Source organism: Enterobacter ludwigii, from assembly GCF_001750725.1.
Taxonomy (GTDB): Bacteria; Pseudomonadota; Gammaproteobacteria; order Enterobacterales; family Enterobacteriaceae; genus Enterobacter; species Enterobacter ludwigii.
In genome coordinates, this window is sequence record NZ_CP017279.1 from 187,561 (window position 1) to 211,137 (window position 23,577).

The 23,577-nt window shown below is 56.3% G+C and carries 23 protein-coding genes and 1 other RNA gene; 16 read left to right on the forward strand and 8 right to left on the reverse strand.

Annotation, left to right across the window (positions count from 1 at the left end; translation table 11 throughout):
- Positions 1-10 precede the first annotated feature (10 nt).
- Positions 11-1,711: an SgrR family transcriptional regulator gene (locus BH714_RS00890; RefSeq protein WP_040016789.1), complete on the reverse strand. Its 1,701-nt coding sequence runs from the start codon at positions 1,709-1,711 to the stop codon at positions 11-13.
- 101 nt (positions 1,712-1,812) lie between these two features.
- On the opposite strand from BH714_RS00890, the gene cof reads away from it, so the two are divergent.
- The gene (gene cof / locus BH714_RS00895; RefSeq protein ID WP_014168878.1) at positions 1,813-2,631 is read left to right on the forward strand and encodes an HMP-PP phosphatase; all 819 of its coding nucleotides are present in this window, start codon (positions 1,813-1,815) and stop codon (positions 2,629-2,631) included.
- Positions 2,632-2,672: 41 nt separating this feature from the next.
- Here the strand turns inward: cof and BH714_RS00900 are convergent, their stop codons facing one another.
- The gene (locus tag BH714_RS00900) at positions 2,673-3,719 is read right to left on the reverse strand and encodes a PLP-dependent cysteine synthase family protein (RefSeq protein ID WP_040016790.1); all 1,047 of its coding nucleotides are present in this window, start codon (positions 3,717-3,719) and stop codon (positions 2,673-2,675) included.
- A gap of 115 nt (positions 3,720-3,834) precedes the next feature.
- On the opposite strand from BH714_RS00900, the gene BH714_RS00905 reads away from it, so the two are divergent.
- The 5 genes from BH714_RS00905 to amtB all read left to right on the forward strand — a co-directional run bounded on the left by BH714_RS00905 (position 3,835) and on the right by amtB (position 9,773).
- Positions 3,835-4,293: an Lrp/AsnC family transcriptional regulator gene (locus BH714_RS00905; RefSeq protein ID WP_020885204.1), complete on the forward strand. Its 459-nt coding sequence runs from the start codon at positions 3,835-3,837 to the stop codon at positions 4,291-4,293.
- 50 nt (positions 4,294-4,343) lie between these two features.
- Positions 4,344-6,116, forward strand: coding sequence for a SmdA family multidrug ABC transporter permease/ATP-binding protein (locus BH714_RS00910; RefSeq protein ID WP_032681552.1), 1,773 nt, complete (start codon positions 4,344-4,346; stop codon positions 6,114-6,116).
- Complete coding sequence (locus BH714_RS00915; protein WP_040016792.1) at positions 6,109-7,890, forward strand: SmdB family multidrug efflux ABC transporter permease/ATP-binding protein; 1,782 nt, start codon at positions 6,109-6,111, stop codon at positions 7,888-7,890. Before BH714_RS00910 ends, BH714_RS00915 begins: the two co-directional genes overlap by 8 nt.
- A 222-nt stretch (positions 7,891-8,112) precedes the next feature.
- A complete protein-coding gene (glnK, locus tag BH714_RS00920) occupies positions 8,113-8,451 on the forward strand; it encodes a P-II family nitrogen regulator (protein ID WP_008503304.1) in 339 nt (112 codons plus the stop codon).
- A gap of 35 nt (positions 8,452-8,486) precedes the next feature.
- Positions 8,487-9,773 carry an ammonium transporter AmtB gene (amtB, locus tag BH714_RS00925; protein ID WP_020885201.1) on the forward strand — a complete coding sequence of 429 codons (1,287 nt, stop codon included), beginning with the start codon at positions 8,487-8,489 and terminating at the stop codon, positions 9,771-9,773.
- A gap of 75 nt (positions 9,774-9,848) precedes the next feature.
- Here the strand turns inward: amtB and tesB are convergent, their stop codons facing one another.
- The gene (tesB, locus tag BH714_RS00930) at positions 9,849-10,709 is read right to left on the reverse strand and encodes an acyl-CoA thioesterase II (protein ID WP_020885200.1); all 861 of its coding nucleotides are present in this window, start codon (positions 10,707-10,709) and stop codon (positions 9,849-9,851) included.
- Positions 10,710-10,912: 203 nt separating this feature from the next.
- Here tesB and BH714_RS00935 point away from each other — a divergent pair, with 203 nt between their 5' ends.
- The gene (locus BH714_RS00935; protein ID WP_014168885.1) at positions 10,913-11,440 is read left to right on the forward strand and encodes a YbaY family lipoprotein; all 528 of its coding nucleotides are present in this window, start codon (positions 10,913-10,915) and stop codon (positions 11,438-11,440) included.
- A 30-nt stretch (positions 11,441-11,470) separates the two neighbouring features.
- Here BH714_RS00935 and BH714_RS00940 read toward each other — a convergent pair whose 3' ends face one another.
- Positions 11,471-11,782 (reverse strand): MGMT family protein, encoded by a 312-nt coding sequence (locus BH714_RS00940; RefSeq protein WP_025204849.1) that lies wholly within the window; start codon positions 11,780-11,782, stop codon positions 11,471-11,473.
- A gap of 170 nt (positions 11,783-11,952) precedes the next feature.
- On the opposite strand from BH714_RS00940, the gene ffs reads away from it, so the two are divergent.
- From ffs to BH714_RS00955, 3 genes are all read left to right on the forward strand, one after another.
- Positions 11,953-12,049: signal recognition particle sRNA small type (gene ffs, locus BH714_RS00945), an RNA gene on the forward strand.
- 268 nt (positions 12,050-12,317) lie between these two features.
- Entirely contained in the window at positions 12,318-12,569 is a 252-nt protein-coding gene (locus BH714_RS00950) for a hypothetical protein (RefSeq protein WP_020885198.1), read from the forward strand.
- Positions 12,566-12,781 (forward strand): hypothetical protein, encoded by a 216-nt coding sequence (locus BH714_RS00955; RefSeq protein WP_014168888.1) that lies wholly within the window; start codon positions 12,566-12,568, stop codon positions 12,779-12,781. The genes BH714_RS00950 and BH714_RS00955 overlap by 4 nt, the downstream gene beginning before the upstream one ends.
- Positions 12,782-12,861: 80 nt before the next feature.
- On the opposite strand, the gene yczR is transcribed toward BH714_RS00955, so the two are convergent.
- A complete protein-coding gene (gene yczR / locus BH714_RS00960; protein WP_040018998.1) occupies positions 12,862-14,283 on the reverse strand; it encodes a MocR-like transcription factor YczR in 1,422 nt (473 codons plus the stop codon).
- 87 nt (positions 14,284-14,370) lie between these two features.
- Between yczR and yczE the strand changes: the two genes are divergently transcribed.
- The 3 genes from yczE to BH714_RS00975 all read left to right on the forward strand — a co-directional run bounded on the left by yczE (position 14,371) and on the right by BH714_RS00975 (position 19,327).
- Positions 14,371-14,982 (forward strand): membrane protein YczE, encoded by a 612-nt coding sequence (gene yczE, locus BH714_RS00965; RefSeq protein WP_032677524.1) that lies wholly within the window; start codon positions 14,371-14,373, stop codon positions 14,980-14,982.
- 78 nt (positions 14,983-15,060) lie between these two features.
- The gene (locus tag BH714_RS00970; protein ID WP_040016793.1) at positions 15,061-16,131 is read left to right on the forward strand and encodes a LacI family DNA-binding transcriptional regulator; all 1,071 of its coding nucleotides are present in this window, start codon (positions 15,061-15,063) and stop codon (positions 16,129-16,131) included.
- Between the two features lie 103 nt (positions 16,132-16,234).
- Positions 16,235-19,327 (forward strand): beta-galactosidase, encoded by a 3,093-nt coding sequence (locus BH714_RS00975; RefSeq protein WP_040016794.1) that lies wholly within the window; start codon positions 16,235-16,237, stop codon positions 19,325-19,327.
- 33 nt (positions 19,328-19,360) lie between these two features.
- On the opposite strand, the gene BH714_RS00980 is transcribed toward BH714_RS00975, so the two are convergent.
- The gene (locus tag BH714_RS00980) at positions 19,361-20,236 is read right to left on the reverse strand and encodes a nickel/cobalt efflux protein RcnA (protein WP_040016795.1); all 876 of its coding nucleotides are present in this window, start codon (positions 20,234-20,236) and stop codon (positions 19,361-19,363) included.
- A 134-nt stretch (positions 20,237-20,370) separates the two neighbouring features.
- Between BH714_RS00980 and BH714_RS00985 the strand changes: the two genes are divergently transcribed.
- Positions 20,371-20,643 (forward strand): metal/formaldehyde-sensitive transcriptional repressor, encoded by a 273-nt coding sequence (locus tag BH714_RS00985; protein ID WP_020885193.1) that lies wholly within the window; start codon positions 20,371-20,373, stop codon positions 20,641-20,643.
- Here the strand turns inward: BH714_RS00985 and BH714_RS00990 are convergent.
- On the reverse strand, positions 20,636-22,201 hold the full coding sequence (locus tag BH714_RS00990) for an EAL domain-containing protein (protein WP_040016796.1): 1,566 nt from the start codon (positions 22,199-22,201) through the stop codon (positions 20,636-20,638). The genes BH714_RS00985 and BH714_RS00990 overlap by 8 nt on opposite strands.
- Positions 22,202-22,409: 208 nt before the next feature.
- Between BH714_RS00990 and BH714_RS00995 the strand changes: the two genes are divergently transcribed.
- Entirely contained in the window at positions 22,410-22,670 is a 261-nt protein-coding gene (locus BH714_RS00995) for a type B 50S ribosomal protein L31 (protein WP_010428154.1), read from the forward strand.
- Positions 22,671-22,672: 2 nt separating this feature from the next.
- Positions 22,673-22,813 (forward strand): type B 50S ribosomal protein L36, encoded by a 141-nt coding sequence (gene ykgO, locus BH714_RS01000; protein ID WP_003859006.1) that lies wholly within the window; start codon positions 22,673-22,675, stop codon positions 22,811-22,813.
- Here ykgO and BH714_RS01005 read toward each other — a convergent pair.
- Positions 22,810-23,520: a GNAT family N-acetyltransferase gene (locus BH714_RS01005; RefSeq protein ID WP_014168897.1), complete on the reverse strand. Its 711-nt coding sequence runs from the start codon at positions 23,518-23,520 to the stop codon at positions 22,810-22,812. The genes ykgO and BH714_RS01005 overlap by 4 nt on opposite strands.
- Positions 23,521-23,577 lie beyond the last annotated feature (57 nt).

The following is a 23,577-nucleotide window of genomic DNA, read 5'->3' on the forward strand; positions in this document are numbered from 1 at the left end:
ACCAGCTTCTTCACGATTTGGGGGCCGGGAGCCAGGCTTCGGTGAAATCGAACCAGCCGCGGGTGTTAAGCCGTATGCCATTGACTCCCGGGGGCGCGCTGATTTGGTACTGGTAGTTAAACAACGGTGTCAGCACCGCGCTCTCCATGAGTTGGGTGAAAATAGCTTTCAGCCCGCGATGCCGGGCATGCTCGTCAGCCTGGGTCTGAACGGCATCCAGTGTCGCCTGCAGATGGGCATATTGCGGTGCGCTCAGCAGGTGCGGCCATAGCGCATCGCAGCGAAGCCACTGCTCAAGGGTGTATTCCTGTGCTTCGCCAATCAGCCTGTCTCCCATCATGAGGTCCGCGTCGGCAAGATGCTGACATCCGTCCCACGTTTTGGCATCGTGAAAGATGACCGTTAACGCGCAGCCCTGGCGGGAAAGATACGCTTTTAGCTGACTCGCCATGGTATGTAACTCAACGGGCAGATGGTAAATCAGGGTCAGCGTCTCAGGCAAAGGGACATCCGTGAGATCCGGCCACTCAGGAATACGCCAGCCCGGCAGCAACTCCTGCGTTGGGGTGATAAGCCCCTCATCCAGAGGAAGAGTATGCAGAAGCGTTGAGAGGTGAATGATGTTGATAAGGCGTCTTGCCTGCATTTCGCTAAGACGCGGGCTGCGCTTCAGCGTGAGGTAGCAAAACCCCAGGCTGATGCTGTTACTCACCAGCCGCAAACGGGTCAGTTCGTCAGGCTCCCCGATGGCGATTTGTACCGGATGCCGGCAGCTGGTTCCAAGCCCCTGATCAAATAGCTGAGGGGTGATCCAGAACTCGATGGCCTTCAGTAGCGGGTGGCTAAGGTGATACTGCTCATGGCTTTCCAGACGAACCAGGTCCGGCTTATACGCGGTGAGCCTGAAAGGTCCGCTGCCTGTCATCGGTTGTGCCGGGTGCGCCACACGGCTGCAATAGGTTGCCAGTCGATGCGCCAGCCAGTAGTCGGGCTTGTGTAAAATAAACGTCAGACACTGCGGATGGGTAACTTCAATGCGCAGCACGCTCTGAAAAAGCCTGTGCATGGCCGGGAGCGTCAACATCACATTCAGACTCTCCTGTAACTGGGCCGTTTCGACTTTATCACCGTTATGCCAGTGAAGCGTGGAGCGAATATAAAAATGCCAGCGCAGCCCGTCCTCCGACACATCCCAGTGATGGGCAAGATCGCCCGTCGGTTCGCTGCTGTTACCGTGAAAACGCGTCAGCCCGGAAAAAACCTGTCCTGCCAGATGCTGTTCCGCCCGACCGGGTAAAAAGCCGGGATGCAGTGGATCCAGCGAGCGGTAATAGGGAATGCGCAGCGTCGGCGTATCGTTTTGCCACTGGCCGCCTAAAAACGGATGAAGCAGTGACCGCAGCTCCTCCGGCGCCAGCTGGGCCAGCTCAAGCGCGTTATGCTGCTGCCCACGCTTCAGCGCCTCTTCCATCATCGTATTGCGCAGTGACTCCGGGGTGACGTGGAAAGTTAGCTCCCCACGCTTACCGCGGCCAGACTGCGCTCGCCAGCTAAGCCAGCCCGCCTCCTGCGCCTGACGCAGTAATGTACGGACATGCCGTTCGCTGCAAAAACAGCGGGCGGCCAGCTCGCTGATGGTGGCCTGCTGCGTCGCGCCAGCGGAAGGCTGCCACAAACGGTGGTACTGGTTGAGTCGGTTAAGCTGGCGCATGAGAAACCCTGAACAATAATTATCATCTATTCACTATTACTTCCGTATATCTCACGCAATACTGATGCACAAGTTAACCGCATCACATTTCAGGAGTAATCATGGCTCGTCTCGCTGCGTTTGATATGGACGGTACGTTGTTAATGCCGGATCACCGTCTGGGTGAGAAAACCCTGAGTACCCTGAAGCGCCTGCACGAACGTGATGTCACCCTGACGTTTGCCACTGGCCGTCATGTGCTGGAGATGCGCCATTTGCTGGGGGCATTTTCCCTGGATGCTTTTCTTATTACCGGCAATGGGACACGCATTCACTCTGTCGAAGGCGATGTTCTCCACCGTCAGGATCTCAACCCGGAAGTGGCAGATATCGTATTGCACAGCACCTGGGACACCCGGGCCAGCGTTCACGTCTTTAACGATAACGGCTGGTTTACCGGGCATGACATTCCGGCATTGCTGCACGCCCATGTCTACAGTGGTTTCCGCTATCAGCTTATCGATCTGCGCCGTATTCCGGCTCACGCGGTGACGAAGATCTGTTTCTGCGGCGATCATGACGATCTTTGTCGCTTACGCATTCAGCTGAATGACGCGTTAGGCGACCGGGCGCACCTGACGTTTTCAGCGGTGGACTGCCTCGAGGTTTTGCCGGTTGGGTGTAATAAAGGATCGGCGCTGGCGGTACTGAGCGATCACCTGGGCTTAACGATGCAGGAATGTATGGCGTTTGGCGACGCCATGAACGACCGCGAAATGCTGGGCAGCGTTGGTCGCGGTCTGATTATGGGAAATGCGATGCCGCAGTTGAAGGCAGAGCTTCCCCATCTACCGGTTATCGGGCACTGCGGTAACGAAGCAGTGTCTCATTTTTTGACGCATTGGCTGGACAACAACAACCTCCCATATTCCCCCGAATAGTGAGACCCTTCCAGCAAGCCAGACCCCGGTCTGGCTTTTTTTTATTTCACCAGCTGCGTAATCTGCGCTTTCCACGGCTCAATATCGCCGATGTTTGCCTGAACCCACTGCGCATTGTAATAGGTCTCAAGATAGCGCTCGCCGCTGTCGCAGAGCAGGGTGACGATAGAGCCGGTGCGCCCCTCTTCACGCATGCGAGCCGCAAGCTGCAGGGCTCCCCACATGTTGGTGCCGGTAGATGCACCGACTTTACGGCCAATCTGTGTCTCCAGCCAGTGCGCGGTTGCCACGCTGGCGGCATCCGGCACGCGGAGCATTTCATCCACCACGTCCGGAATGAATGAAGGCTCCACGCGCGGGCGGCCAATACCTTCAATCTTACTGCCCACCGGGCTGCGCAGATCCGCATTGCGGCTTTGCCAGTAGTCCAGGAACACCGAGTTCTGCGGATCCACCACCATCAGCTGCGTATCATAGCCCTGACAGCGGATGTAACGCCCCAGGGTGGCTGAGGTGCCGCCAGTACCGGCGCTCATCACGATGTACGACGGAACAGGGTGAGGTTCGTGGGTCATCTGGCGGAAAATACTGTCGGCAATGTTGTTATTGCCGCGCCAGTCTGTGGCTCGCTCCGCAAAGGTGAACTGGTCCATATAGTGGCCATTCAGCTCACGGGCCAGCATTTCAGACGCGGCGTAAATTTCGCAGGCGCTTTCCACAAAGTGACAGCGTCCACCGTAAAATTCGATCTGCTCAATTTTTCGTTTCGCGGTGCAGGAGGGCATCACGGCGATAAACGGCAGGCCCAGCAGGCGGGCAAAGTAGGCTTCGGATACGGCGGTTGAACCGGAGGAGGATTCAATAATCGTGGTTCCCTCCTTAATCCAGCCGTTACACAAACCGTATAAAAAGAGCGAACGCGCCAGGCGATGCTTCAGGCTACCGGTGGGATGGGTGCTTTCATCTTTCAGGTACAGCTGGATGCCAGCAAAACCCGGCAGAGCCAGGCGAATGAGATGGGTGTCCGCCGAGCGCTGATAGTCGGCATTGATTTCGCTGATGGCATGTTTAACCCAGGCGCTATTCATCGTATTTATCCGTTTGTCATTTTGTGCCCAGCATAGCGAAAAGCACAGAAAAAATTGTTGCTATATGGCCTTTAAAATAGAATGAAGGGAGAAAATTTTTCTCTGTGAGGTGGGTATGCTAGATAAAATAGACCGTAAGCTGCTTTCTTTACTGCAAAGTGACTGTACCCTCTCTTTGCAGGCACTGGCAGATGCCGTTAATCTGACCACCACGCCGTGCTGGAAGCGCCTCAAGAAGCTTGAAGATGACGGCATCCTTCTGGGGCGAGTCGCGCTTTTAGATCCCGAAAAACTGGGGCTTGGGTTGACGGCATTTGTCCTGATAAAAACCCAACATCACAGCAGCGAGTGGTACAGCCGCTTCGTAACACAGGTCTCCGAGATGCCGGAGGTGCTCGGTTTCTGGCGCATGGCGGGAGAGTATGACTATCTGATGCGCGTCCAGGTGGCAGACATGAAGCGTTATGATGATTTTTACAAGCGGCTGGTGAACAGCGTACCGGGCTTGTCGGACGTCACCTCGAGCTTCGCCATGGAACAGATTAAATACACCACAGCACTACCCATTGATTAATTGAATAACTTCCCGGCGTAGCCGGATCCATACCTTCAGGAACAAACCGCGTGCGATTATTTGCCCAATTAAGCTGGTACTTTCGTCGGGAGTGGCAACGCTACCTCGGCGCTGTGGCCCTGCTTATTATCATTGCCATCCTGCAGTTAATTCCACCGAAAGTGGTGGGATACGTAGTGGATGGTGTTACAGAACAGCATTACACCACCGCACGGGTGTTGATGTGGGTCGGCACGCTGGTGCTGACGGCCATCATTGTCTATCTGCTGCGCTACGTCTGGCGGGTACTGCTGTTTGGCGCGTCCTATCAGCTGGCCGTCGAACTGCGTGAAGATTTTTATCGTCAGCTGAGCCGCCAGCATCCCGAGTTCTACCTGCGTCATCGCACCGGGGATCTTATCGCTCGCGCCACCAATGACGTTGACCGCGTCGTGTTTGCCGCCGGGGAAGGGGTGTTAACGCTGGTGGACTCTCTGGTGATGGGCTGTGCGGTTCTGATTGTGATGTCCACCCAGATAAGCTGGCAGCTCACGCTGCTGGCGTTGCTGCCTATGCCGCTGATGGCGCTGGCGATCAACCGCTATGGCGAACAGCTTCATGAGCGCTTCAAGCTGGCGCAGGCGGCGTTTTCCTCGCTGAATGACCGTACGCAGGAGAGCATGACCAGCATCCGCATGATCAAAGCCTTTGGCCTGGAAGATCGACAATCCGCGCTGTTTGCAGCCGATGCCGCCGACACGGGGGCGAAGAACATGCGCGTTGCGCGTATCGATGCGCGGTTTGACCCGACAATCTATGTCGCGATTGGCATGGCCAACCTGCTGGCCATTGGTGGCGGGAGCTGGATGGTGGTGCAGGGCTCGCTAACCCTCGGGCAATTGACCAGCTTTGCCATGTACCTGGGGCTGATGATATGGCCGATGCTGGCACTGGCCTGGATGTTTAACATCGTAGAGCGCGGCAGCGCCGCCTACAGCCGCATTCGCGCGATGCTTGCCGAAGCGCCAGTGGTGAATGACGGTAGCGAATCGGTACCGGAAGGGCGCGGCGTGATGAATGTCGACGTCCGTAAGTTTGTGTATCCGCAAACGGAACATACGGTACTGGAGAACGTCAGCTTTACGCTCAAACCGGGTCAGATGCTCGGTATCTGCGGTCCGACAGGCGCCGGGAAAAGTACCGTACTCTCCCTGATTCAACGTCACTTTGACGTCACGCAGGGCGATATTCGCTTCCATGATATTCCGTTGACGAACCTGCTGCTCGATGACTGGCGCGGTCGTCTGGCGGTGGTCAGCCAGACGCCGTTTCTCTTTTCTGACACCGTGGCGAATAACATTGCCCTCGGACGCCCGGCGGCGACTCAGGAAGAGATTGAGCACGTCGCGCGCCTGGCCAGCGTCCATGACGATATTCTGCGTCTGCCACAGGGCTATGAAACGGAAGTGGGTGAGCGTGGCGTTATGCTTTCCGGCGGGCAAAAACAGCGTCTCTCGATTGCCCGCGCGCTGCTGCTGAATGCCGAAATCCTGATCCTTGATGATGCGCTTTCTGCCGTCGATGGCCGCACCGAGCATCAGATCCTGCATAACCTGCGACAGTGGGGGGATGGAAGGACGGTGATCATCAGTGCACACCGGTTGTCGGCGCTGACGGAAGCCAATGAAATTCTGGTATTACAGCACGGGCACATTGCCCAGCGCGGACAGCATGAACAGCTTGCGGAGCAACCGGGCTGGTATCGCGATATGTATCGTTATCAGCAGCTTGAAGCTGCGCTGGACGACGCCCCGGAACAGGATGAGGAGAACGCTAATGCGTAAGACCGTGACGCAGTGGCCGACGCTAAAACGCCTGCTGGCCTATGGTTCTCCGTGGCGAAAACCGCTTTCACTTGCCGTGCTGTTGCTGTGGATTGCCGCGATTGCTGAAGTGAGCGGTCCGCTGCTTATCAGCTACTTTATCGACAATATGGTGGCGAAAAGCTATTTGCCGCTGGGGCTTGTCGCGGGGTTAGGTGTGGCCTACGTTGGGCTACAGCTGACAGCGGCGTCACTGCATTACGCCCAGTCTCTGCTCTTTAACCGGGCGGCCGTGGGCGTGGTGCAGAAGTTACGTACGGATGTGATGGATGCGGCACTGCGCCAGCCGTTGAGCGAGTTTGATACCCAGCCGGTTGGGCAGGTGATATCCCGGGTGACCAACGATACCGAGGTGATCCGCGATCTGTATGTCACCGTTGTGGCAACCGTGCTGCGCAGCGCGGCGCTGATTGGCGCCATGCTGGTGGCGATGTTCAGCCTCAACTGGCGTATGGCTCTGGTGGCGATCACCATCTTCCCGGCCGTATTGATTGTAATGGTCATCTATCAACGCTACAGCACGCCGATTGTGCGTCGGGTGCGCGCCTATCTGGCCGATATCAACGATGGCTTCAACGAAGTGATCAACGGCATGAGCGTCATTCAGCAGTTCCGCCAGCAGGCTCGCTTTGGTGAACGCATGGGAGAAGCCAGCCGGTCGCACTATATGGCGCGTATGCAAACGCTGCGACTGGACGGTTTCCTGCTGCGTCCGCTGCTGAGCCTCTTCTCGGCGCTGGTTCTCTGTGGCCTGCTGATGCTTTTCGGGATGAGCGCGAACGGAACAATTGAAGTTGGGGTTCTGTACGCTTTTATCAGCTATCTGGGACGCCTTAATGAACCGTTGATAGAACTCACCACCCAGCAGTCTATGTTGCAACAGGCCGTGGTGGCGGGGGAGCGCGTGTTCGAACTGATGGACCGGCCACGTCAGACCTACGGCGATGATGAGTGTCCTTTGCTAAGCGGAGAGATTACGTTTGATAAGGTCTCGTTTGCTTACCGTGAAGACCGTCTGGTGTTGCAGGACATCTCTCTTGATGTGCCGTCGCGCAGCTTTGTGGCGCTGGTGGGGCATACCGGCAGCGGTAAAAGTACCCTCGCCAGCCTGTTGATGGGCTATTACCCGGTCAGTCAGGGTGAAATCCGCATTGATGGTCGTCCGCTCGCATCACTGAGCCACAATGTGTTGCGCAAAGGCGTTGCAATGGTGCAGCAAGACCCGGTGGTCATGGCCGATACCTTTTACGCCAACGTCACTCTCGGTCGGGACTATACCCAGCAACAGGTGTGGGATGTGCTGGAAACCGTGCAGCTGGCAGAGCTGGCGCGCGGCTTTAGCGATGGGATCAATACCCGGCTTGGTGAGCAGGGGAATAACCTCTCGGTGGGACAAAAGCAGCTTCTGGCCCTGGCGCGGGTGCTGATTGAAACGCCGCAGGTGCTGATACTCGACGAAGCGACCGCCAGCATCGACTCTGGTACTGAGCAGGCTATCCAGCTGGCGCTGGCCGCGGTGCGTGACCACACGACGCTGGTGGTTATCGCACACCGTCTTTCAACGATTGTCGACGCAGACACCATCCTGGTGCTGCACCGCGGTCAGGCCGTCGAACGCGGTACGCACCGGGAGCTGCTCGAAGCAAAAGGGCGCTACTGGCAGATGTATCAGCTGCAGCTGGCCGGTGAAGAGCTGGCTGCCAGCGTGCGTGAGGACGAGTCCCTCAGCGCCTGATGCACCAAAACAAGGCAGCGCGCTAACAGTCATTACTGTTGGTGCAAAACTGAAACGCACCGTGCACTGTCATGGTGCGTTTTTTTTCACCGGTTCGTTAAACATGCTCGTGTAATGCTCATTGCAGCGCGTTTCCCTCAGGTTTTCATTTCTGGCACACCCCTTGCAATGTCTTCTGCGTATTAGCGGCGGCCATTACCGAATTCTGACTGGAGGGGATCTATGAAGCTGGTTACGGTTGTAATCAAACCATTCAAACTCGAAGACGTGCGTGAAGCATTGTCTTCCATGGGTATTCAGGGACTGACTGTCACCGAAGTGAAAGGCTTTGGTCGTCAGAAGGGTCATGCCGAGCTTTACCGCGGGGCAGAATACAGCGTTAACTTCCTGCCAAAAGTAAAAATTGATGTCGCGATTGCTGATGACCAGCTTGATGAAGTTATTGATGTCATTAGCAAAGCGGCCTACACCGGCAAAATTGGCGACGGCAAAATTTTCGTTGCCGAATTGCAGCGCGTCATTCGCATCCGTACCGGCGAATCTGACGAAGCGGCACTGTAAGTAACTCCTGGCACACAGTGATAGGGATCGAGAAAATGAAGATAGCAACAATCAAAACGGGTCTGGGTTCGCTGGCACTGCTGCCGGGCCTGGCACTGGCTGCCCCTGCGGTGGCAGACAAAGCCGATAACGCCTTTATGATGATCAGCACCGCGCTGGTGCTGTTCATGTCCATTCCGGGCATTGCGCTGTTCTACGGCGGCCTGATCCGTGGCAAAAACGTTCTCTCCATGCTGACGCAGGTTGCCGTCACGTTCGCGCTGGTTTGCGTGTTGTGGGTGGTCTACGGTTACTCTCTGGCCTTCGGCACGGGCAATGCGTTCTTCGGAAACTTTGACTGGGTCATGCTGAAAAACATCGAACTGACCGCGCTGATGGGCAGTTTCTATCAATATATTCACGTTGCCTTCCAGGGCTCGTTCGCCTGTATCACCGTTGGGCTGATCGTCGGTGCGCTGGCTGAGCGTATTCGCTTCTCCGCCGTACTGATCTTCGTGGTGGTCTGGCTGACGCTCTCCTATGTGCCGATTGCGCACATGGTCTGGGGTGGCGGTCTGCTGGCGAGCCATGGCGCGCTGGACTTCGCAGGCGGTACCGTTGTACACATCAACGCCGCGGTGGCGGGCCTGGTAGGGGCATACCTGATTGGCAAACGCGTGGGCTTCGGTAAAGAAGCGTTCAAACCGCACAACCTGCCGATGGTCTTTACCGGTACAGCGATCCTTTACTTTGGCTGGTTCGGCTTCAACGCCGGTTCAGCAAGCGCAGCAAACGAAATCGCCGCGCTGGCCTTCGTGAACACGGTTGTGGCCACGGCGGGTGCGATCCTCTCATGGGTATTTGGTGAGTGGGCGGTACGCGGTAAGCCTTCGCTGCTGGGTGCCTGTTCAGGTGCAATTGCCGGTCTGGTTGGTATCACGCCAGCTTGTGGCTACGTCGGTGTTGGCGGCGCGCTGCTTGTCGGGCTGGTGGCCGGTCTGGCGGGTCTGTGGGGTGTGACGGCGCTGAAACGTGTTCTGCGCGTCGATGACCCGTGCGATGTCTTCGGTGTACACGGCGTCTGCGGCATCGTCGGTTGTATCATGACCGGTATCTTCGCGGCGAAATCGCTGGGCGGCGTGGGTTACGCAGAAGGCGTCACCATGGTTCACCAGGTGCTGGTGCAGCTGGAAAGTATTGCCATCACCGTCGTGTGGTCTGCCGTTGTGGCCTTCATCGGCTATAAGCTGGCGGATATGACCGTCGGTCTGCGTGTTCCGGAAGAACAGGAACGCGAAGGTCTGGACGTCAACAGCCACGGCGAGAATGCGTACAATGCCTGATAAGCAAAACGGCAACCCAGGGTTGCCGTTTTCGTTTTGTTCCCTCTCCCGTCGGGAGAGGGCCGCAGTACAACCTCACCCGCGGTTACGCATTACCCCTTCCTGCACCGTCGACGCGACCAGCACGCCATCCTGAGTGTAAAACTCACCGCGCACAAAGCCGCGCGCGCTTGACGCCGAGGTACTCTCCACGCTGTAGAGCAGCCACTCGTTCATGTCGAACGGACGATGGAACCACATGGAGTGATCGATGGTGGCCACCTGCATCCCTTTTTCAAGGAAGCCCACGCCGTGCGGCTGCAGCGCCACCGGCAGGAAGTTGAAATCTGAGGCATAACCCAGCAGATACTGATGAACGCGGAAATCCGCGGGCACGGTGCCGTTAGCGCGGATCCAGACCTGGCGCTTTGGCTCGGCCGTGTGGCCTTTCATCGGGTTATGGAATTCGACAGGGCGGATCTCAAGCGGTTTATCGCAGAGAAACTTCTCCTTTACCTGCGGTGGAAGCAGATGCGCCAGCGCACGGGCGATATCGGTCTCGGATTTGAGATCGTCTGGCGACGGCGCGGGTGGCATCGTTTTTTGATGCTCATAGCCCGGTTCCGGCGCCTGGAACGAGGCGGTCATGTAAAAGATAGGCTTGCCATTCTGAACCGCCGCGACACGACGCGCGCTAAAGCTGTTGCCATCCCGCAATACCTCAACGTCATATACGATGGGTTTCGCGCTATCACCAGGGCGTAAGAAGTAGCTGTGAAATGAGTGCACCAGACGGTCTGCAGGGACGGTCTCCTTTGCTGCGTAGAGCGCTTGTCCTACGACTTGCCCGCCGAAGACCTGGCGTAAGCCGAGATCTTCGCTCTGTCCGCGAAAGAGTCCTTCCTCAATTTTTTCCAGATTCAGTAATGTCAGCAGATTGTTCAGTGCCTGACTCATAGTTGTCCTCAATAAACGCCGTAGCGAAAGATAGGCAGAGTATAACGCAGAAATGAAAGTGGTCCGATGGGTAGAATAATCTGAATATCTGGACGATTTTAGGCATAAATCAGTGATCTGTGCCAAACTTACCTGTGTTATGTGATTGAAACGACATCGGATGGGATCGATCCCGCTGGTGCATTGATGATAAGGAGACTTCAATGAAACTCGTGCCCATGCTAAGTGGTGTAGCAATTGCGGTGGCGTTGTCCGCCTGTGCAGGAAAGAGCGCCCAGGTGCCGGTGCCAGCAGCAGATCCAAACGGGATTAATACACTCTCACAGCAGTCCATTCAGCAGCCTAACGTTTCCGGGACTATCTGGATTAAACAGAAAGTCGCGTTACCGCCAGATGCGGTATTAACGGTAACCCTGTCTGATGCTTCCCTGGCAGACGCGCCGTCTAAAGTATTGGCCCAGCGTGCCGTGCGTACGGAAGGTAAGCAGGCACCGTTTAGCTTCGTGTTGCCGTATAACCCATCAGACGTGCAGCCTAATGCCCGTATCCTCCTGAGCGCAGCAGTAACGATCAACGATAAACTGGTGTTTATCACCGATACGGTGCAGGAAGCGATTAACCACGGCGGGACAAAAGTTGACCTGAACCTGGTTCCGGTACAGCAAACCGAAGTGCCGGTTGCGCCACAGACTAACCAACCGTCTCTGCCAACCCCTCCGACCCAGATGTAACGCTTTAAACCCTCTCCTTCGGGAGAGGGTTTAATACACCCAGCGGTACTTTTGCAAATCAATCTGTCCTGACCCCGACACCTGCACCCCTTCTGACAGTAACGCCTGACGCTGGCGCTGCAGATCAGGCCCGGTCAACGAGATCGCCCCATGACGATTTACCACCCGATGCCAGGGCAGGGTGCTTCCTTCCGGCAACCTTTTCAGTACGCCACCGACCTGCCGCGCCGCACGCGGGGAACCGGCCAGACGCGCTACGTCGCCATAGGTGGTAACATAACCTTCCGGCACAGAGGCCACAATTTGCCATACGCGTTGTGGAAAGGAGTCATGTTCGTCCATACGTCTACCTGTGGGGAATGTCTGGACAGTCATGTTAAACGAAGATAAACCCAATTGCTGCGCCAGTTTGCGCAAGAAACCAGCATCCAGTTGCGGGTCGCTTGCAATTGGCGGTAAGCACAGGGATAATGCGCCAGCGCGTTGGTTATCAACGCTCTCAATGGGGGCTCTGTTGGTTCTCCCGCAACGCTACTCTGTTCACCAGGTCAGGTCCGGAAGGAAGCAGCCAGGGCAGACGACGTGTGTGCCGGGATGTAGCTGGCAGGGCCCCCACCCATTTCTGCTCTCACCAGCACTCTCCCTGTTTCTCTTTGCTTCGAATAGCCTTTAATCCACAACGTTATTAGGACTTTACTGACTGTATGTAATATATATTTCATTGCATTGAAATATTACTGTCATAAACCTGTAATAATAGACTGTCATTTTAATATCGGATGTCTTTTTTCTGTCATAACTTAAAAATATATATCTGGATAACATTGGTAAGTTCGTGTATTAAATAAAGTACTTATTCCGAAGGGAAGTGACAAACATGGCTACTGCGGTGTTAAACGTTAAGATTGATCAAGCGCTAAAAGAAAGACTTCGCCACTATGCTGAAGTTAATAACGAGAATTTAAGCGTGACGACAGAGAAACTGCTGCTGCTGGCATTCGAAGCGGTAGAAGAGGCGGGAGTATCGGAAGAGGATATTGATAACCAGCATACGGAAGAAGAGAGTGTTTCTCCATTTACTCCTAAAGAAATCAAGGCTCTACGTAAAATTCTTAAGAAGAGAAAATGAAACAACAACTGTCAACTGCCAGTGACTACAACGAGGCCTGCGATCTGTTGCGTTCAGGCTACGTGAAGCATGTACGTCTTGGCTGGAATGTAGGAAGTGATGAGTTCTTTCGTATTGCGTCTGACTGGTGTGATACCGGCGCAAAAATAAAGAAAGACGGTGAAAATTTCGTTATTTCACTGAAAGGTTTTCCTATTCCTCCTCAGCACTAAATCCTGAATGGTGAAAACTGCTGACTGTATCTGTGACAGTCAGCAGTTTTTATTTTATGATCCACTTCAAATTTTTTATATCAAACCAGACTTCTTTTTATTGATGGCATGTTTTTATTCAGGGCGAGCCACAAGGGTTTAATTCTCAGTAATGCCTGTTCAAGCTCAGCCGGATCGAGTGAAAAGGGCATACGTAAATACCGATCAAACGCACCCGATAAACCAAACCGCGTGCCGGTCCCCAGGTTGATTCCCAGTATCTCTGCGCGTGCAGCAAGTTGTGTTGCCAGCATCCCCGGCAGTTCAATCCAGTAGGAAAGCCCGCCTTCCGCTTCATGGAATGTCCATTCAGGGAAGTGCTCGCGCAACAGCGCGCCGCATTGATCTCGCCGTTCTGCCAGCATCTTCCGGCGAGCGGGCAAAAACGTTTCGCTGTTATTGATAAGCCACAGCGTCGCCAGCTGTTCGAGCATGGGCGATCCTAAATCCAGGGTATCCCGCGTCTGGGCAAGCGTAGCGATGGTGCGCGAGGAGGCACGGATCCAGCCAAGACGAAGGCCGCCCCAGAAACTTTTTCCGGCAGAGCCTAACGTTATCACGGTGGCCTGCGGGTTGAATGACGCCAGCGGCGGCGGCGGGGGCGAGTCAAACCACAGATCCACCATCGTTTCATCTACTACCAGCGTCGTGCGGGTTTGCGCGGCAATCTCGGTGATTGCCTGACGGGTGGGAATATCCATGCATCGCCCGGTAGGGTTATGAAAATCGGGCATCAGGTATGCCAGGCGCGGCGCTGTCTGGGCAAGCGTTGCGGCAAACCCATGGGTATCCCAGCCCGTTTCCGGCAGCGACACGCCCACTGGACGGCACTGCGCCCCCTGAATGGCGGCGATCGCCAGCGGGTAAGTGGGATGATCGACCACGACGCGATCCCCCGGACCGGTCATCATCCGCAGGACCAGCGCAAAACCGCTGACCGCGCCATTGACCACCATCACCTCGTCTGTCCGGGTCGGAAGCCCCCGCGCGGTATAGCGTGCGGCGATGGCTTCCCGCAGCGCCGGCAACCCAAGCTGATCGTAACCCGTAAGCGAGAGATGTTGCGTAATGGCCGTGAGCGCATGGGTATAGGCCTGGTGGATCTCAGGCCCGGCATTGAGCGCCGCGGTGGAGAGATCCAGCGCGGCACTGGCTGCTGAAAGGGTTGGCACGGCGCGTGTGTCGGGCAGGATCACGCGTGAACCGCTGCCGTGGCGGCTTTCAAGATAACCTTCCTCACGCAGATGGGCGAGTGCGCTGCTGATGGTGGTCCGGCTCACATCCAGCGCAGTGGCCAGCTCCCGCTCGCCGGGTAGACGGGTGTTAAGCGCCAGTCGGCCATCAAGAATTAACAGGCGTAACGCATCCGCCAGCTGACGCCAGAGCGGGGTCCGGGACGAGGTTTGTTGCCAGTGGCCTAACAGGCGTACCAATGACTGGCTTCCGAAGCGGCGAGATGACATATGCAGTCCACTATTTGAAAACTGGACATTAATCATAATGCCATTTTCGCTCAAGATGAAAGCCTGGTTCACTGGAGAAGATAAAAAATGGTACGTCGTCTGCTACAACTGTATGTCGGTTTAGGGCTGTATGGGCTTTCAACCACGATGTTTATTCGTTCGGATCTGGGGCTCGACCCGTGGGACGTCTTCCACCTGGGCGTGGCGATCCAGCTGGGGTTGAGCATTGGGATGGTGATTATTTTAACCGGTGCGGCGGTACTCCTGCTGTGGATCCCGCTGCGTCAGATGCCTGGTCTGGGAACCCTCAGTAACGTGATTATTATTGGCCTGGCGGCAGATGCCTCCATGGCCCTGATCCCCGAGGTGACCTCGCTGCCCCTGCGTATCGCGCTGCTGGTGGCCGGAATTGTCGTGAACGCGATAGCCACCGGTATGTATATCGGTGCCGGTTTCGGGGCGGGCCCGCGCGACGGTCTCATGACCGGGATCCATGCCCGTATGGGATGGTCCATCCGCAGTGTACGTACCTCGATTGAAGTGTCCGTGCTGCTGATTGGGTGCATGTTGGGCGGAACGTTCGGGATAGGCACCGTCGCGTATGCTCTGACCATTGGCCCGCTTATCCAGATCTGCTTGCCTCTGTTCCGTTATAAGCCGCGCGTTGAGAAGACTCCCCAGCCGGAGCGGGTTGTTTAATTCTGCGAAGCGCTCACATGTTTTCATGGCGTCGCTGTGTCAGAATGGTGGCCTTCGAATGACGCGATGCCAGAATGCATGAAAGCAATCACTCTCTATGATGTCGCCCTCCTTGCGGGGGTTTCTTATCAGACCGTTTCCCGTGTGATTAACGACGCGGAGCATGTCTCTGCCCGCACGCGGGAAAAGGTGCAGCAGGCGATGGCGGAACTGCACTACGTCCCCAATCTCAGGGCACAACAGCTGGCGGGTAAACGTACCCGTACGATTGGTCTTATTACTACCGATCTGGCGCTGCACGCCCCTTCGCAAATTGTTTCGGCGGTAAAATCCCGGGCGGTTGAGCAGGGGGCGAGCGTGCTTATCTCAATGGTGGAACATCCACAGCAGTGCCAGTCTGCCCTTCAGGCGTTGCTGGCGCAGCGTGTGGAAGCTCTGCTGGTGAATGTGCCGCTGGAGGATCCTCATGCTGAAGCGCTAAAAGCCCTCGCATCGCCCATTCCGGTGCTGTTTCTGGATGTCTCGCCCTCGGCTCAGGTAAACAGTCTTGTGTTTAATGCAGAGCAGGGTGCTCGTCTCGGGATTGAGCATCTGCTTTCGCTGGGGCATGAGCGTATAGCGCTGCTGAGCGGACCGGAAAGCTCTGTCTCCGCCCGGGCACGTCTCGCAGGCTGGAACACCACGCTGGCACAGGCCGGGCTTGAGGCTGTCGCGGTGGCGCACGGCGACTGGAGTGCGGCAAGCGGCTATGAGAAAGGACATTTGCTGTTATCTGCCGCGCAACTCCCGGATGCGATAGTGGTCGCGAACGACCAAATGGCGCTGGGGGTGATGCGCGCCTGTGCGGAAAAAGGGACCGCGATCCCGGGCCAGATGTCGGTTGTCGGGTTCGACGATACGGCAGACAGCGCCTGGTTTTCTCCCCCACTGACCACCATTCGCCAGGCTTTTCGCGAGGCCGGCGAGCGAAGCGTGGAGTGGCTGCTGGCGCCAGTTGAGGGTGACGCATGCTGGCAGGTTCAGCTTCCGGTGACGCTGGTGACCCGCCATTCTACCGCTCGCCACGATCCGCAGCAGATCGAACGCGAGGATCTGGCACAGCAGCTCAGGAGCCTGGCGTTAGCGGCTGAGCAACTTGCTCGCCGGTAAGACTTTTGTGATCTGACTCGCTACCCCGCGATCCGACGCTTTACCGCACCCGGTAGCCAGGGCATGTTAGCTAAAATTGTGAGCGCTTCGCAAAGAGGTTAATATGTCCAACACTCCATCGCTGACCCTCAGCGCACTTCTGGCTCGTCGGGACTGGGAAAACCCGGGGGTCACCCAGTGGAACCGCCTGGCAGCACATGCTCCCTTGCACAGCTGGCGTGACGAACACTCCGCCAGAGAAGACGGGGGAACCGTCAGCCGACGCTTCCTTAACGGGGAGTGGCGTTTTAGCTTCTTTCCCGCACCAGAGCAGGTTCCTTCGGTATGGGTCAGTGAAGATTGCGCCGATGCCGTGCTGATGCCCGTGCCCTCTAACTGGCAGATGCAGGGGTTCGACACGCCCATCTACACCAACGTGACCTATCCGATCCCCGTAAACCCACCGTTTGTGCCGCAAGAAAACCCAACCGGTTGTTACTCGCTCACATTTGAGATGGATGATGCCTGGCTGCAGAGCGGCCAAACCCGCATTATCTTCGATGGCGTGAACTCGGCGTTTCATCTGTGGTGTAACGGTCAATGGATCGGTTATTCACAGGACAGCCGACTGCCCGCCGAATTCGATCTCTCAGCGGTACTGCGTCCTGGCCAGAACCGCATTGCGGTCATGGTGTTGCGCTGGTGCGACGGGAGCTATCTGGAAGATCAGGACATGTGGCGCATGAGCGGGATTTTCCGCGATGTGTCGCTGCTGCATAAGCCAGAGACGCACATAGCCGATTATCAGGTTGTGATTGACCTGAATGCGGAGCGGGATCGCGCGGTGCTGAAGGTGGATCTCGCGCTCGCAGGCGCACAGTTTGCAGAGTGTGAGGTGGCGTTTACCCTGTGGCGCAACGGCGAAAAATGCGCCAGTGCCACCGGGCGGCCGGGCACTGCCGTTGTCGATGAGCGCGGCGGCTGGGCCGAGCGGCTAACGGTGACGCTCCCCGTTGAGGCGCCTGCCTTGTGGAGTGCGGAAACGCCGGAACTTTATCGCCTGACGATGACCCTTCTGAACGCGCAGGGTGAGGTGCTTGAAACGGAGGCCTGCGATGTGGGGTTCCGCCGCATAGAGATCAGCAATGGCCTGCTGAAGCTCAACGGTAAACCCCTGCTGATCCGCGGCGTTAACCGGCATGAGCATCACCCGGAAAACGGCCAGGTGATGGATGAAGCGACGATGCGCCGCGATATCGAACTCATGAAGCAGCATAACTTCAACGCCGTGCGCTGCTCGCACTATCCGAACCATCCGCTGTGGTACACGCTTTGCGACCGCTATGGTTTGTATGTCGTCGACGAAGCCAATATTGAAACCCACGGCATGGTGCCGATGAGTCGCCTTGCTGACGATCCGCGCTGGCTCCCTGCCATGAGCGAACGCGTCACCCGCATGGTGCAGCGCGACCGCAATCATCCTTCGATTATCATCTGGTCGCTGGGGAATGAGTCCGGCCATGGCGCGAACCATGACGCACTGTATCGCTGGCTGAAAACCACCGATCCGACGCGTCCGGTGCAGTACGAAGGCGGTGGAGCGAATACGGCAGCGACCGATATCGTTTGCCCAATGTATGCCCGGGTCGATCAGGATCAGCCCTTCCCGGCGGTACCGAAATGGTCTGTTAAAAAATGGATCGGCATGCCGGATGAAACGCGTCCGCTTATTCTCTGTGAATACGCCCATGCGATGGGGAACAGCTTCGGTGGTTTTGCCAAATACTGGCAGGCGTTTCGCCGCCATCCTCGCCTGCAGGGGGGATTTGTCTGGGACTGGGTTGACCAGGCGCTGACCAGGAAAGACGACAATGGCGCACCGTTCTGGGCCTACGGGGGAGATTTTGGCGACACGCCCAATGACCGCCAGTTCTGCCTTAACGGGCTGGTTTTTCCCGATCGCACACCGCATCCGGCGCTGTATGAAGCCCAGCGCGCTCAGCAGTTTTTCACCTTTACGCGGGTAAGTACGTCTCCGCTGGTGATTGAAGTCCACAGCGATTACCTGTTCCGTCATACCGATAACGAGGTGCTGCGCTGGACCCTTGTCCGCGACGGCAACGTGCTGGCCAGGGGGGACGTGACGCTCTCCATTGCTCCCCAGGGCACACAGCGTCTGGACATCAACCTGCCAGCGCTGGCGCCTGAAGCGGGTGACGTCTGGCTGAACGTTGAAGTGCACCAGCCGCGGGCGACGCCGTGGTCACCGGCAAACCATCGCTGCGCGTGGGAGCAGTGGCCGGTTCCGACTCCCCTGTATATCGCCCCGCCAGTGCCAGAAGGTGTACCGCCGGTGTTAACGCAAACTGGCGACGTGCTTGAGCTGGTACATCAGCAGCAACGCTGGCAGTTCAACCGCGCGTCAGGACACCTGACGCAATGGTGGCGCAATGGCGTTGAAACGCTGCTCTCACCGCTGACGGATAACGTTAGCCGCGCACCGCTGGACAATGATATTGGCGTGAGCGAGGCCACGCGAATCGATCCGAATGCGTGGGTGGAGCGCTGGAAAGCGGCAGGCATGTACGAGCTCACCTCGCGATTACTGCACTGTGAAGGAGAGCAGCATGCAGCCGAGGCGGTGGTGAAAACCCTGCATGTCTGGGAGTATCGCGGTAAAGCGCTGTTCCTGAGCCGTAAAGTCTGGCGGGTGGACGATCGGGGCGTTCTGCATGGCGATATTCAGGTCGATATTGCGTCTGATATCCCGGAACCGGCACGCGTAGGCCTGAGTGTTCACCTTGCCGCAACGCCGGAAACGGTTCAATGGCTGGGGCTTGGGCCACATGAAAATTACCCGGACAGAACGCTGGCGGCTCAGCAGGGGCGCTGGACATTACCGCTGGAAGCCATGTACACGCCTTACATCTTCCCGACAGAAAATGGTCTGCGCTGTGATACCCGTGAACTGCTGCTGGGCGCGCATCGGCTGAATGGCCTGTTCCATTTCTCCGTCAGCCGCTACAGCCAGCGGCAGTTGCATGAGACAACTCACCATCATCTGTTGCGCGAGGAGCCGGGGTGTTGGCTTAACCTGGACGCGTTCCATATGGGCGTGGGCGGTGATGACTCGTGGAGCCCCAGCGTCTCGCCGGAATTTATTCTGCAGAAACGCCAGCTTCGCTATACCTTCAGCTGGCAGCAGAACCCTGACTGAGCAAAGAGGCGGCCACAGCAGTGGCCGCCTCGCTTACGCCAGGATACCGCTCAGGCCGTGCAGGCTCATGTAAATCCCGACCACAGTAATCAGGGCGGCGGAGATCCACGGTGCTTTTCGTGAAAACTCGCTGAAACCCGGCCAGCGTTTTGTCGCATGCTTAAGGCTCAGGGCGGCAATTGCACCGGAAGCGACCAGCGTTAACGCCAGACCAATACTGAAGCTGAATACCAGCGTTGCGCCGAGGGCAAAATGCTTCAGCTGCAGGCAGATGAGCAGGACCGTGATTGAGGCCGGGCAGGGGATAAGCCCTCCGGTCAGGCCAAACAGTGCAATTTGTCCGGTGGTAACGTTCTGGCCGTTGAAGCGGCGGTTAATATCCTGTGCATGCGCGCGCTGGTGGGCGTCCTGCCACTCTTCTTCAACCAGTGGATGCCCATGGTCGTGATGATCATGATGGTGGTCATGGTCATGGTCATGGTCATGGTCATGGTCGTGATGATCATGATGGTGGTCATGGTCATGATGATGGTCATGGTGATCGTGATGATGGTGGTGATCGTGTGGCTGACTCTCCTTCCAGGTTCGCCAGGCCATCCACAGGGCGATCAGCACGATCAGTATCCCCGAGACCAGCTGGAACCAGGGCTCAGACGTATGCGCATCCCAGCCCCGGCCAAACCATAATCCTGCCATGGCAATGATCCAGACCACCGCCGTATGGGAAAGCGTTGCCGCCAGACCAAGCAACACCGCCTGTTTCAGCGTACCGCGAATAGCCACAATAAACGCGGCCATCATCGTTTTGGAGTGGCCCGGCTCCAGGCCATGCAGCGCGCCGAGGAGGATAGCGCTGGGTACAAACAGCCAGGCATTGCCCTGCTGCAGGAGTGAAGCAAAATCGTTCATGGAAAATTCCGGAGTGGAAAGCGTGTTCAGATACTACTCCCCCCCAGTAGTCTAATACTACCCCCCAGTAGAAAAATACTCAGGGGGAGTAGAGCATGATATGCTTTAAAAGCCATACGATGAGGGAGACAGAGATGTCACATACGGTTCGCGACAAGAAGATGTTATTGACTCGCCTGAAGAAAATTCAGGGGCAAAGCGCTGCCCTGGAAAAAATGCTCAATAGCGACCACGAATGCGCCGACGTGTTACAACAGCTGGCGGCGATCCGCGGCGCGGTAAACGGCATGATGATGCAGGTGATCGAAGGTCATCTCACCGATCATGTGGTGAAAGAGCCTGAAGAAGCTCAGCGCGAAGCCGATCTTGGCGTCGTGTTACAGGTGATCAAATCCTACCTTAAGTAGGATGTGTTTTGAGGTTATCTTCCGCCCAAAGAATAAAGTCCGCTTTCGGCAACGCCTTGCTGTAGTACCAACCCTGCCCATACTGAACGCCGTGACGACGTAGCCAGGCGAGTTGCCCTTCGGTCTCCACGCCTTCCGCCACCATCGCCAGCTTCAGCGATTTCGCCATTTCAATAATGTGTGGCGTCACGTTTTTATATTCCAGTGCATCCACAAACGCTTTATCAATTTTTAGCGTGTCGACATCCAGATCCTGCAGGTAGCTCAGGCTGGAATAGCCCGTACCGAAATCATCAATATAGATTGCGTGGCCTGAATGACGAAAGGCGGCGATGGCCGGAGCGCTGATTTTAGGATCGGCAAAGCCGCGCTCGGTTAACTCAAGGGCGATCTGTTGCGGATGGACTTTCCACTTATTCATTAAGTGGCTCAACAGTGGCGGGAGTTTTCCCGAGGTCAAATCGGCCGGCGCGAGGTTAATGGAAATATGCTGACCGGCGTGAAGGTGCAGCCAGTAGCCCATATCCTCAAATACCTTTTCAATGACCAAATGCGTCAGCTGCGAGATGAGCCCCGTTTGCTCAGCAAGCGGCACAAAAATATCCGGTGAAAGGCTGCTGCCGTCAGGCTGGGGCCAGCGGGTTAGCGCCTCTGCGCCCACAATCTTCCCGCTAGAGAGTTCAATAATGGGCTGATAATGAACCACAAATTCCCGGTTGTTAATGGCGTCAAGCAGGCGGTTGCGTGGCGACTGGATGCGACGCAGCAGTCGTAAAACAAAGAGTGCGGCAAGCAGGCTTATCAGTATGCCAAACGGCAGCCAGATGAGAAGTTGCTGGTGCCAGGTTTCAGCCAGCGGTTTTAACGCCGCCCAGGCGACCACCGTAAACCCCAGTTCAGGAACAGGCTTCATAATGTATATCGAGCCGTTGTACTGAATACGGGTGACGCCCTGATCCTTAACCAGATTGCGGATATGCGGATCGAGATTGCTGCTGCTGGCAAAAATGAGATGTGATTTGCTGCCCACCAGGGCGGCATCTGTGGCGATCTCACCGAAAGGGATCACATCGACAAGCGAGGCAGGATCGAGCAGCACCAGATAGTGGCCCCGACCCAGGACCGCCATGTAGCGGCTAAAACCGAGATCGTTTTGCGTGGTGAGCCATGCGCCATAACCATCTTCCGTGATTCGCATGGGCGGCGGGAAAGGGGCCGACTGACTGGTTTGTTCCAGGGACGAGCAAAGGGGCTCAAGATTGTTGATATAAATAACTTCCTGAACATAACGCCATGAAAAAGCGACCCGCCGCATCTCCCTTAAATGCATAACGCTACAGGGGATCCCTTTAAAGGTCTGCAGGCTATTGAGCGCTTCCTTTGCATCATCCACCACCCTGGCGGTACGTATCAGCACGCGTGAGGCATAGCTATCCAGCGCATCGACAAACTTATCTTCCGCCTGGCGATGTGCCAGCCAGATGCTCAGGCTAATCGGAACCAGTACCGCAATGATAAGTACGCCGGTCACCAGACTGACCAGATGTCGGGTTTTCATGGTGCTGTCTCCTTCCTCTTATGCCCGCTCCTGGGCGCTGAAAAACCTGCCAGAGGAGAAAGATTTTACCGCTAAATGATAAAGTTATAGCACGCGCAGGTCATGATTTACGGCACAACAGAAAATATCGTCGGGGCAGAGGGGTTGTTTTTTCAGCAGGGGTTAGATATCATTTTGTTATGTTATAACAAAACATGAAGAGTTTACGATGAAACCAGATATCCACCCAGCCTATCGCACCGTGGTGTTCCACGACACCAGTGCTAATGAATACTTTAAAGTCGGCTCAACCATTAAGACCGACCGCGAAATTGAACTCGACGGTGAAACGTATCCGTATATCACCATCGAGGTCTCTTCAAAATCGCACCCGTTCTACACCGGCAAGCAGAAAACGTTCTCGACGGATGGCAGTGCGGCGCGCTTCCGTAAGCGTTTCGGCGGCTTTCTTAATGCGAAGCGGGGATAACCATGCAGGTACTTAACTCATTGCGCAGTGCAAAACAGCGTCACCCGGATTGCCAGATAGTCAAACGCAAGGGACGCTTATACGTGATTTGCAAATCCAATCCGCGCTTTAAGGCGGTTCAGGGACGTAAGAAAAGACGCTAGACGCGTGCTTCGCGCCAGCTTTCCAGGGATCTTTTTTGGTTGCCATCGGCAGTAAAATTGTCGGTGGCAAGCCAGCCTTCAAAGGCACTCGCCAGCGCCGGCCACTCTTTGTCGAGAATCGAAAACCAGTCGGTATCCCGGTTATGACCTTTCGTGACCAGTGCCTGACGAAAACGCCCCTCAAACTGAAAGCCAAGACGCAGTGCCGCCTTGCGCGAAGGCGCGTTCAGGCTGTTGCACTTCCACTCGTATCGACGATACCCAAGGGTGTCGAACACGTATCGCATCAGCAGATATTGCGCTTCCGTCGACATCGGCGTGCGGCTGAGCAGCGGGGAGAAATGAACATGTCCCACCTCCACAACGCCGTTGGTTGGATCGATCCGCATCAGAGCCAGCGTGCCGACCGGAGACTGGGTCTGGTTGTCGATAACGCTAAAGTGAATCGGATCGGATAAGTCACGCACGCTCTCTACCCATCCTGCAAACGCCTCTGCGCTGGCATCCGGCTCACGCAGCAGCCACGTCCAGCTGCGGGTATCTTCGGCCAGAGAATACGCGCTGAACAACGCCTCAGCGTGCTCCACCCGCAGCGGCTCAAGGCGACAATAGTGGCCCTGAAGCACCACACGTGAAGGGTGCTGGCGGGGTTGCCAGTCGATAAGCGCCTCGCCTACTGGCTGTCCAAACTCGTTGAATGTTTTCATTTTACTGTCCGTGACGTTGATAAGAACGCCAGACTAGTGAATTACTGGTTCCTTAAA

Coding starts and splice junctions, on each gene's coding strand:
- BH714_RS00890 (WP_040016789.1), bottom strand. CDS start 1,711: ATGCGCCAGCTTAACCGACTCAACCAGTACCACCGTTTGTGGCAGCCT.
- cof (WP_014168878.1), top strand. CDS start 1,813: ATGGCTCGTCTCGCTGCGTTTGATATGGACGGTACGTTGTTAATGCCG.
- BH714_RS00900 (WP_040016790.1), bottom strand. CDS start 3,719: ATGAATAGCGCCTGGGTTAAACATGCCATCAGCGAAATCAATGCCGAC.
- BH714_RS00905 (WP_020885204.1), top strand. CDS start 3,835: ATGCTAGATAAAATAGACCGTAAGCTGCTTTCTTTACTGCAAAGTGAC.
- BH714_RS00915 (WP_040016792.1), top strand. CDS start 6,109: ATGCGTAAGACCGTGACGCAGTGGCCGACGCTAAAACGCCTGCTGGCC.
- glnK (WP_008503304.1), top strand. CDS start 8,113: ATGAAGCTGGTTACGGTTGTAATCAAACCATTCAAACTCGAAGACGTG.
- amtB (WP_020885201.1), top strand. CDS start 8,487: ATGAAGATAGCAACAATCAAAACGGGTCTGGGTTCGCTGGCACTGCTG.
- tesB (WP_020885200.1), bottom strand. CDS start 10,709: ATGAGTCAGGCACTGAACAATCTGCTGACATTACTGAATCTGGAAAAA.
- BH714_RS00935 (WP_014168885.1), top strand. CDS start 10,913: ATGAAACTCGTGCCCATGCTAAGTGGTGTAGCAATTGCGGTGGCGTTG.
- BH714_RS00940 (WP_025204849.1), bottom strand. CDS start 11,782: ATGGACGAACATGACTCCTTTCCACAACGCGTATGGCAAATTGTGGCC.
- BH714_RS00950 (WP_020885198.1), top strand. CDS start 12,318: ATGGCTACTGCGGTGTTAAACGTTAAGATTGATCAAGCGCTAAAAGAA.
- BH714_RS00955 (WP_014168888.1), top strand. CDS start 12,566: ATGAAACAACAACTGTCAACTGCCAGTGACTACAACGAGGCCTGCGAT.
- yczR (WP_040018998.1), bottom strand. CDS start 14,283: ATGTCATCTCGCCGCTTCGGAAGCCAGTCATTGGTACGCCTGTTAGGC.
- yczE (WP_032677524.1), top strand. CDS start 14,371: ATGGTACGTCGTCTGCTACAACTGTATGTCGGTTTAGGGCTGTATGGG.
- BH714_RS00970 (WP_040016793.1), top strand. CDS start 15,061: ATGAAAGCAATCACTCTCTATGATGTCGCCCTCCTTGCGGGGGTTTCT.
- BH714_RS00975 (WP_040016794.1), top strand. CDS start 16,235: ATGTCCAACACTCCATCGCTGACCCTCAGCGCACTTCTGGCTCGTCGG.
- BH714_RS00980 (WP_040016795.1), bottom strand. CDS start 20,236: ATGAACGATTTTGCTTCACTCCTGCAGCAGGGCAATGCCTGGCTGTTT.
- BH714_RS00985 (WP_020885193.1), top strand. CDS start 20,371: ATGTCACATACGGTTCGCGACAAGAAGATGTTATTGACTCGCCTGAAG.
- BH714_RS00990 (WP_040016796.1), bottom strand. CDS start 22,201: ATGAAAACCCGACATCTGGTCAGTCTGGTGACCGGCGTACTTATCATT.
- BH714_RS00995 (WP_010428154.1), top strand. CDS start 22,410: ATGAAACCAGATATCCACCCAGCCTATCGCACCGTGGTGTTCCACGAC.
- ykgO (WP_003859006.1), top strand. CDS start 22,673: ATGCAGGTACTTAACTCATTGCGCAGTGCAAAACAGCGTCACCCGGAT.
- BH714_RS01005 (WP_014168897.1), bottom strand. CDS start 23,520: ATGAAAACATTCAACGAGTTTGGACAGCCAGTAGGCGAGGCGCTTATC.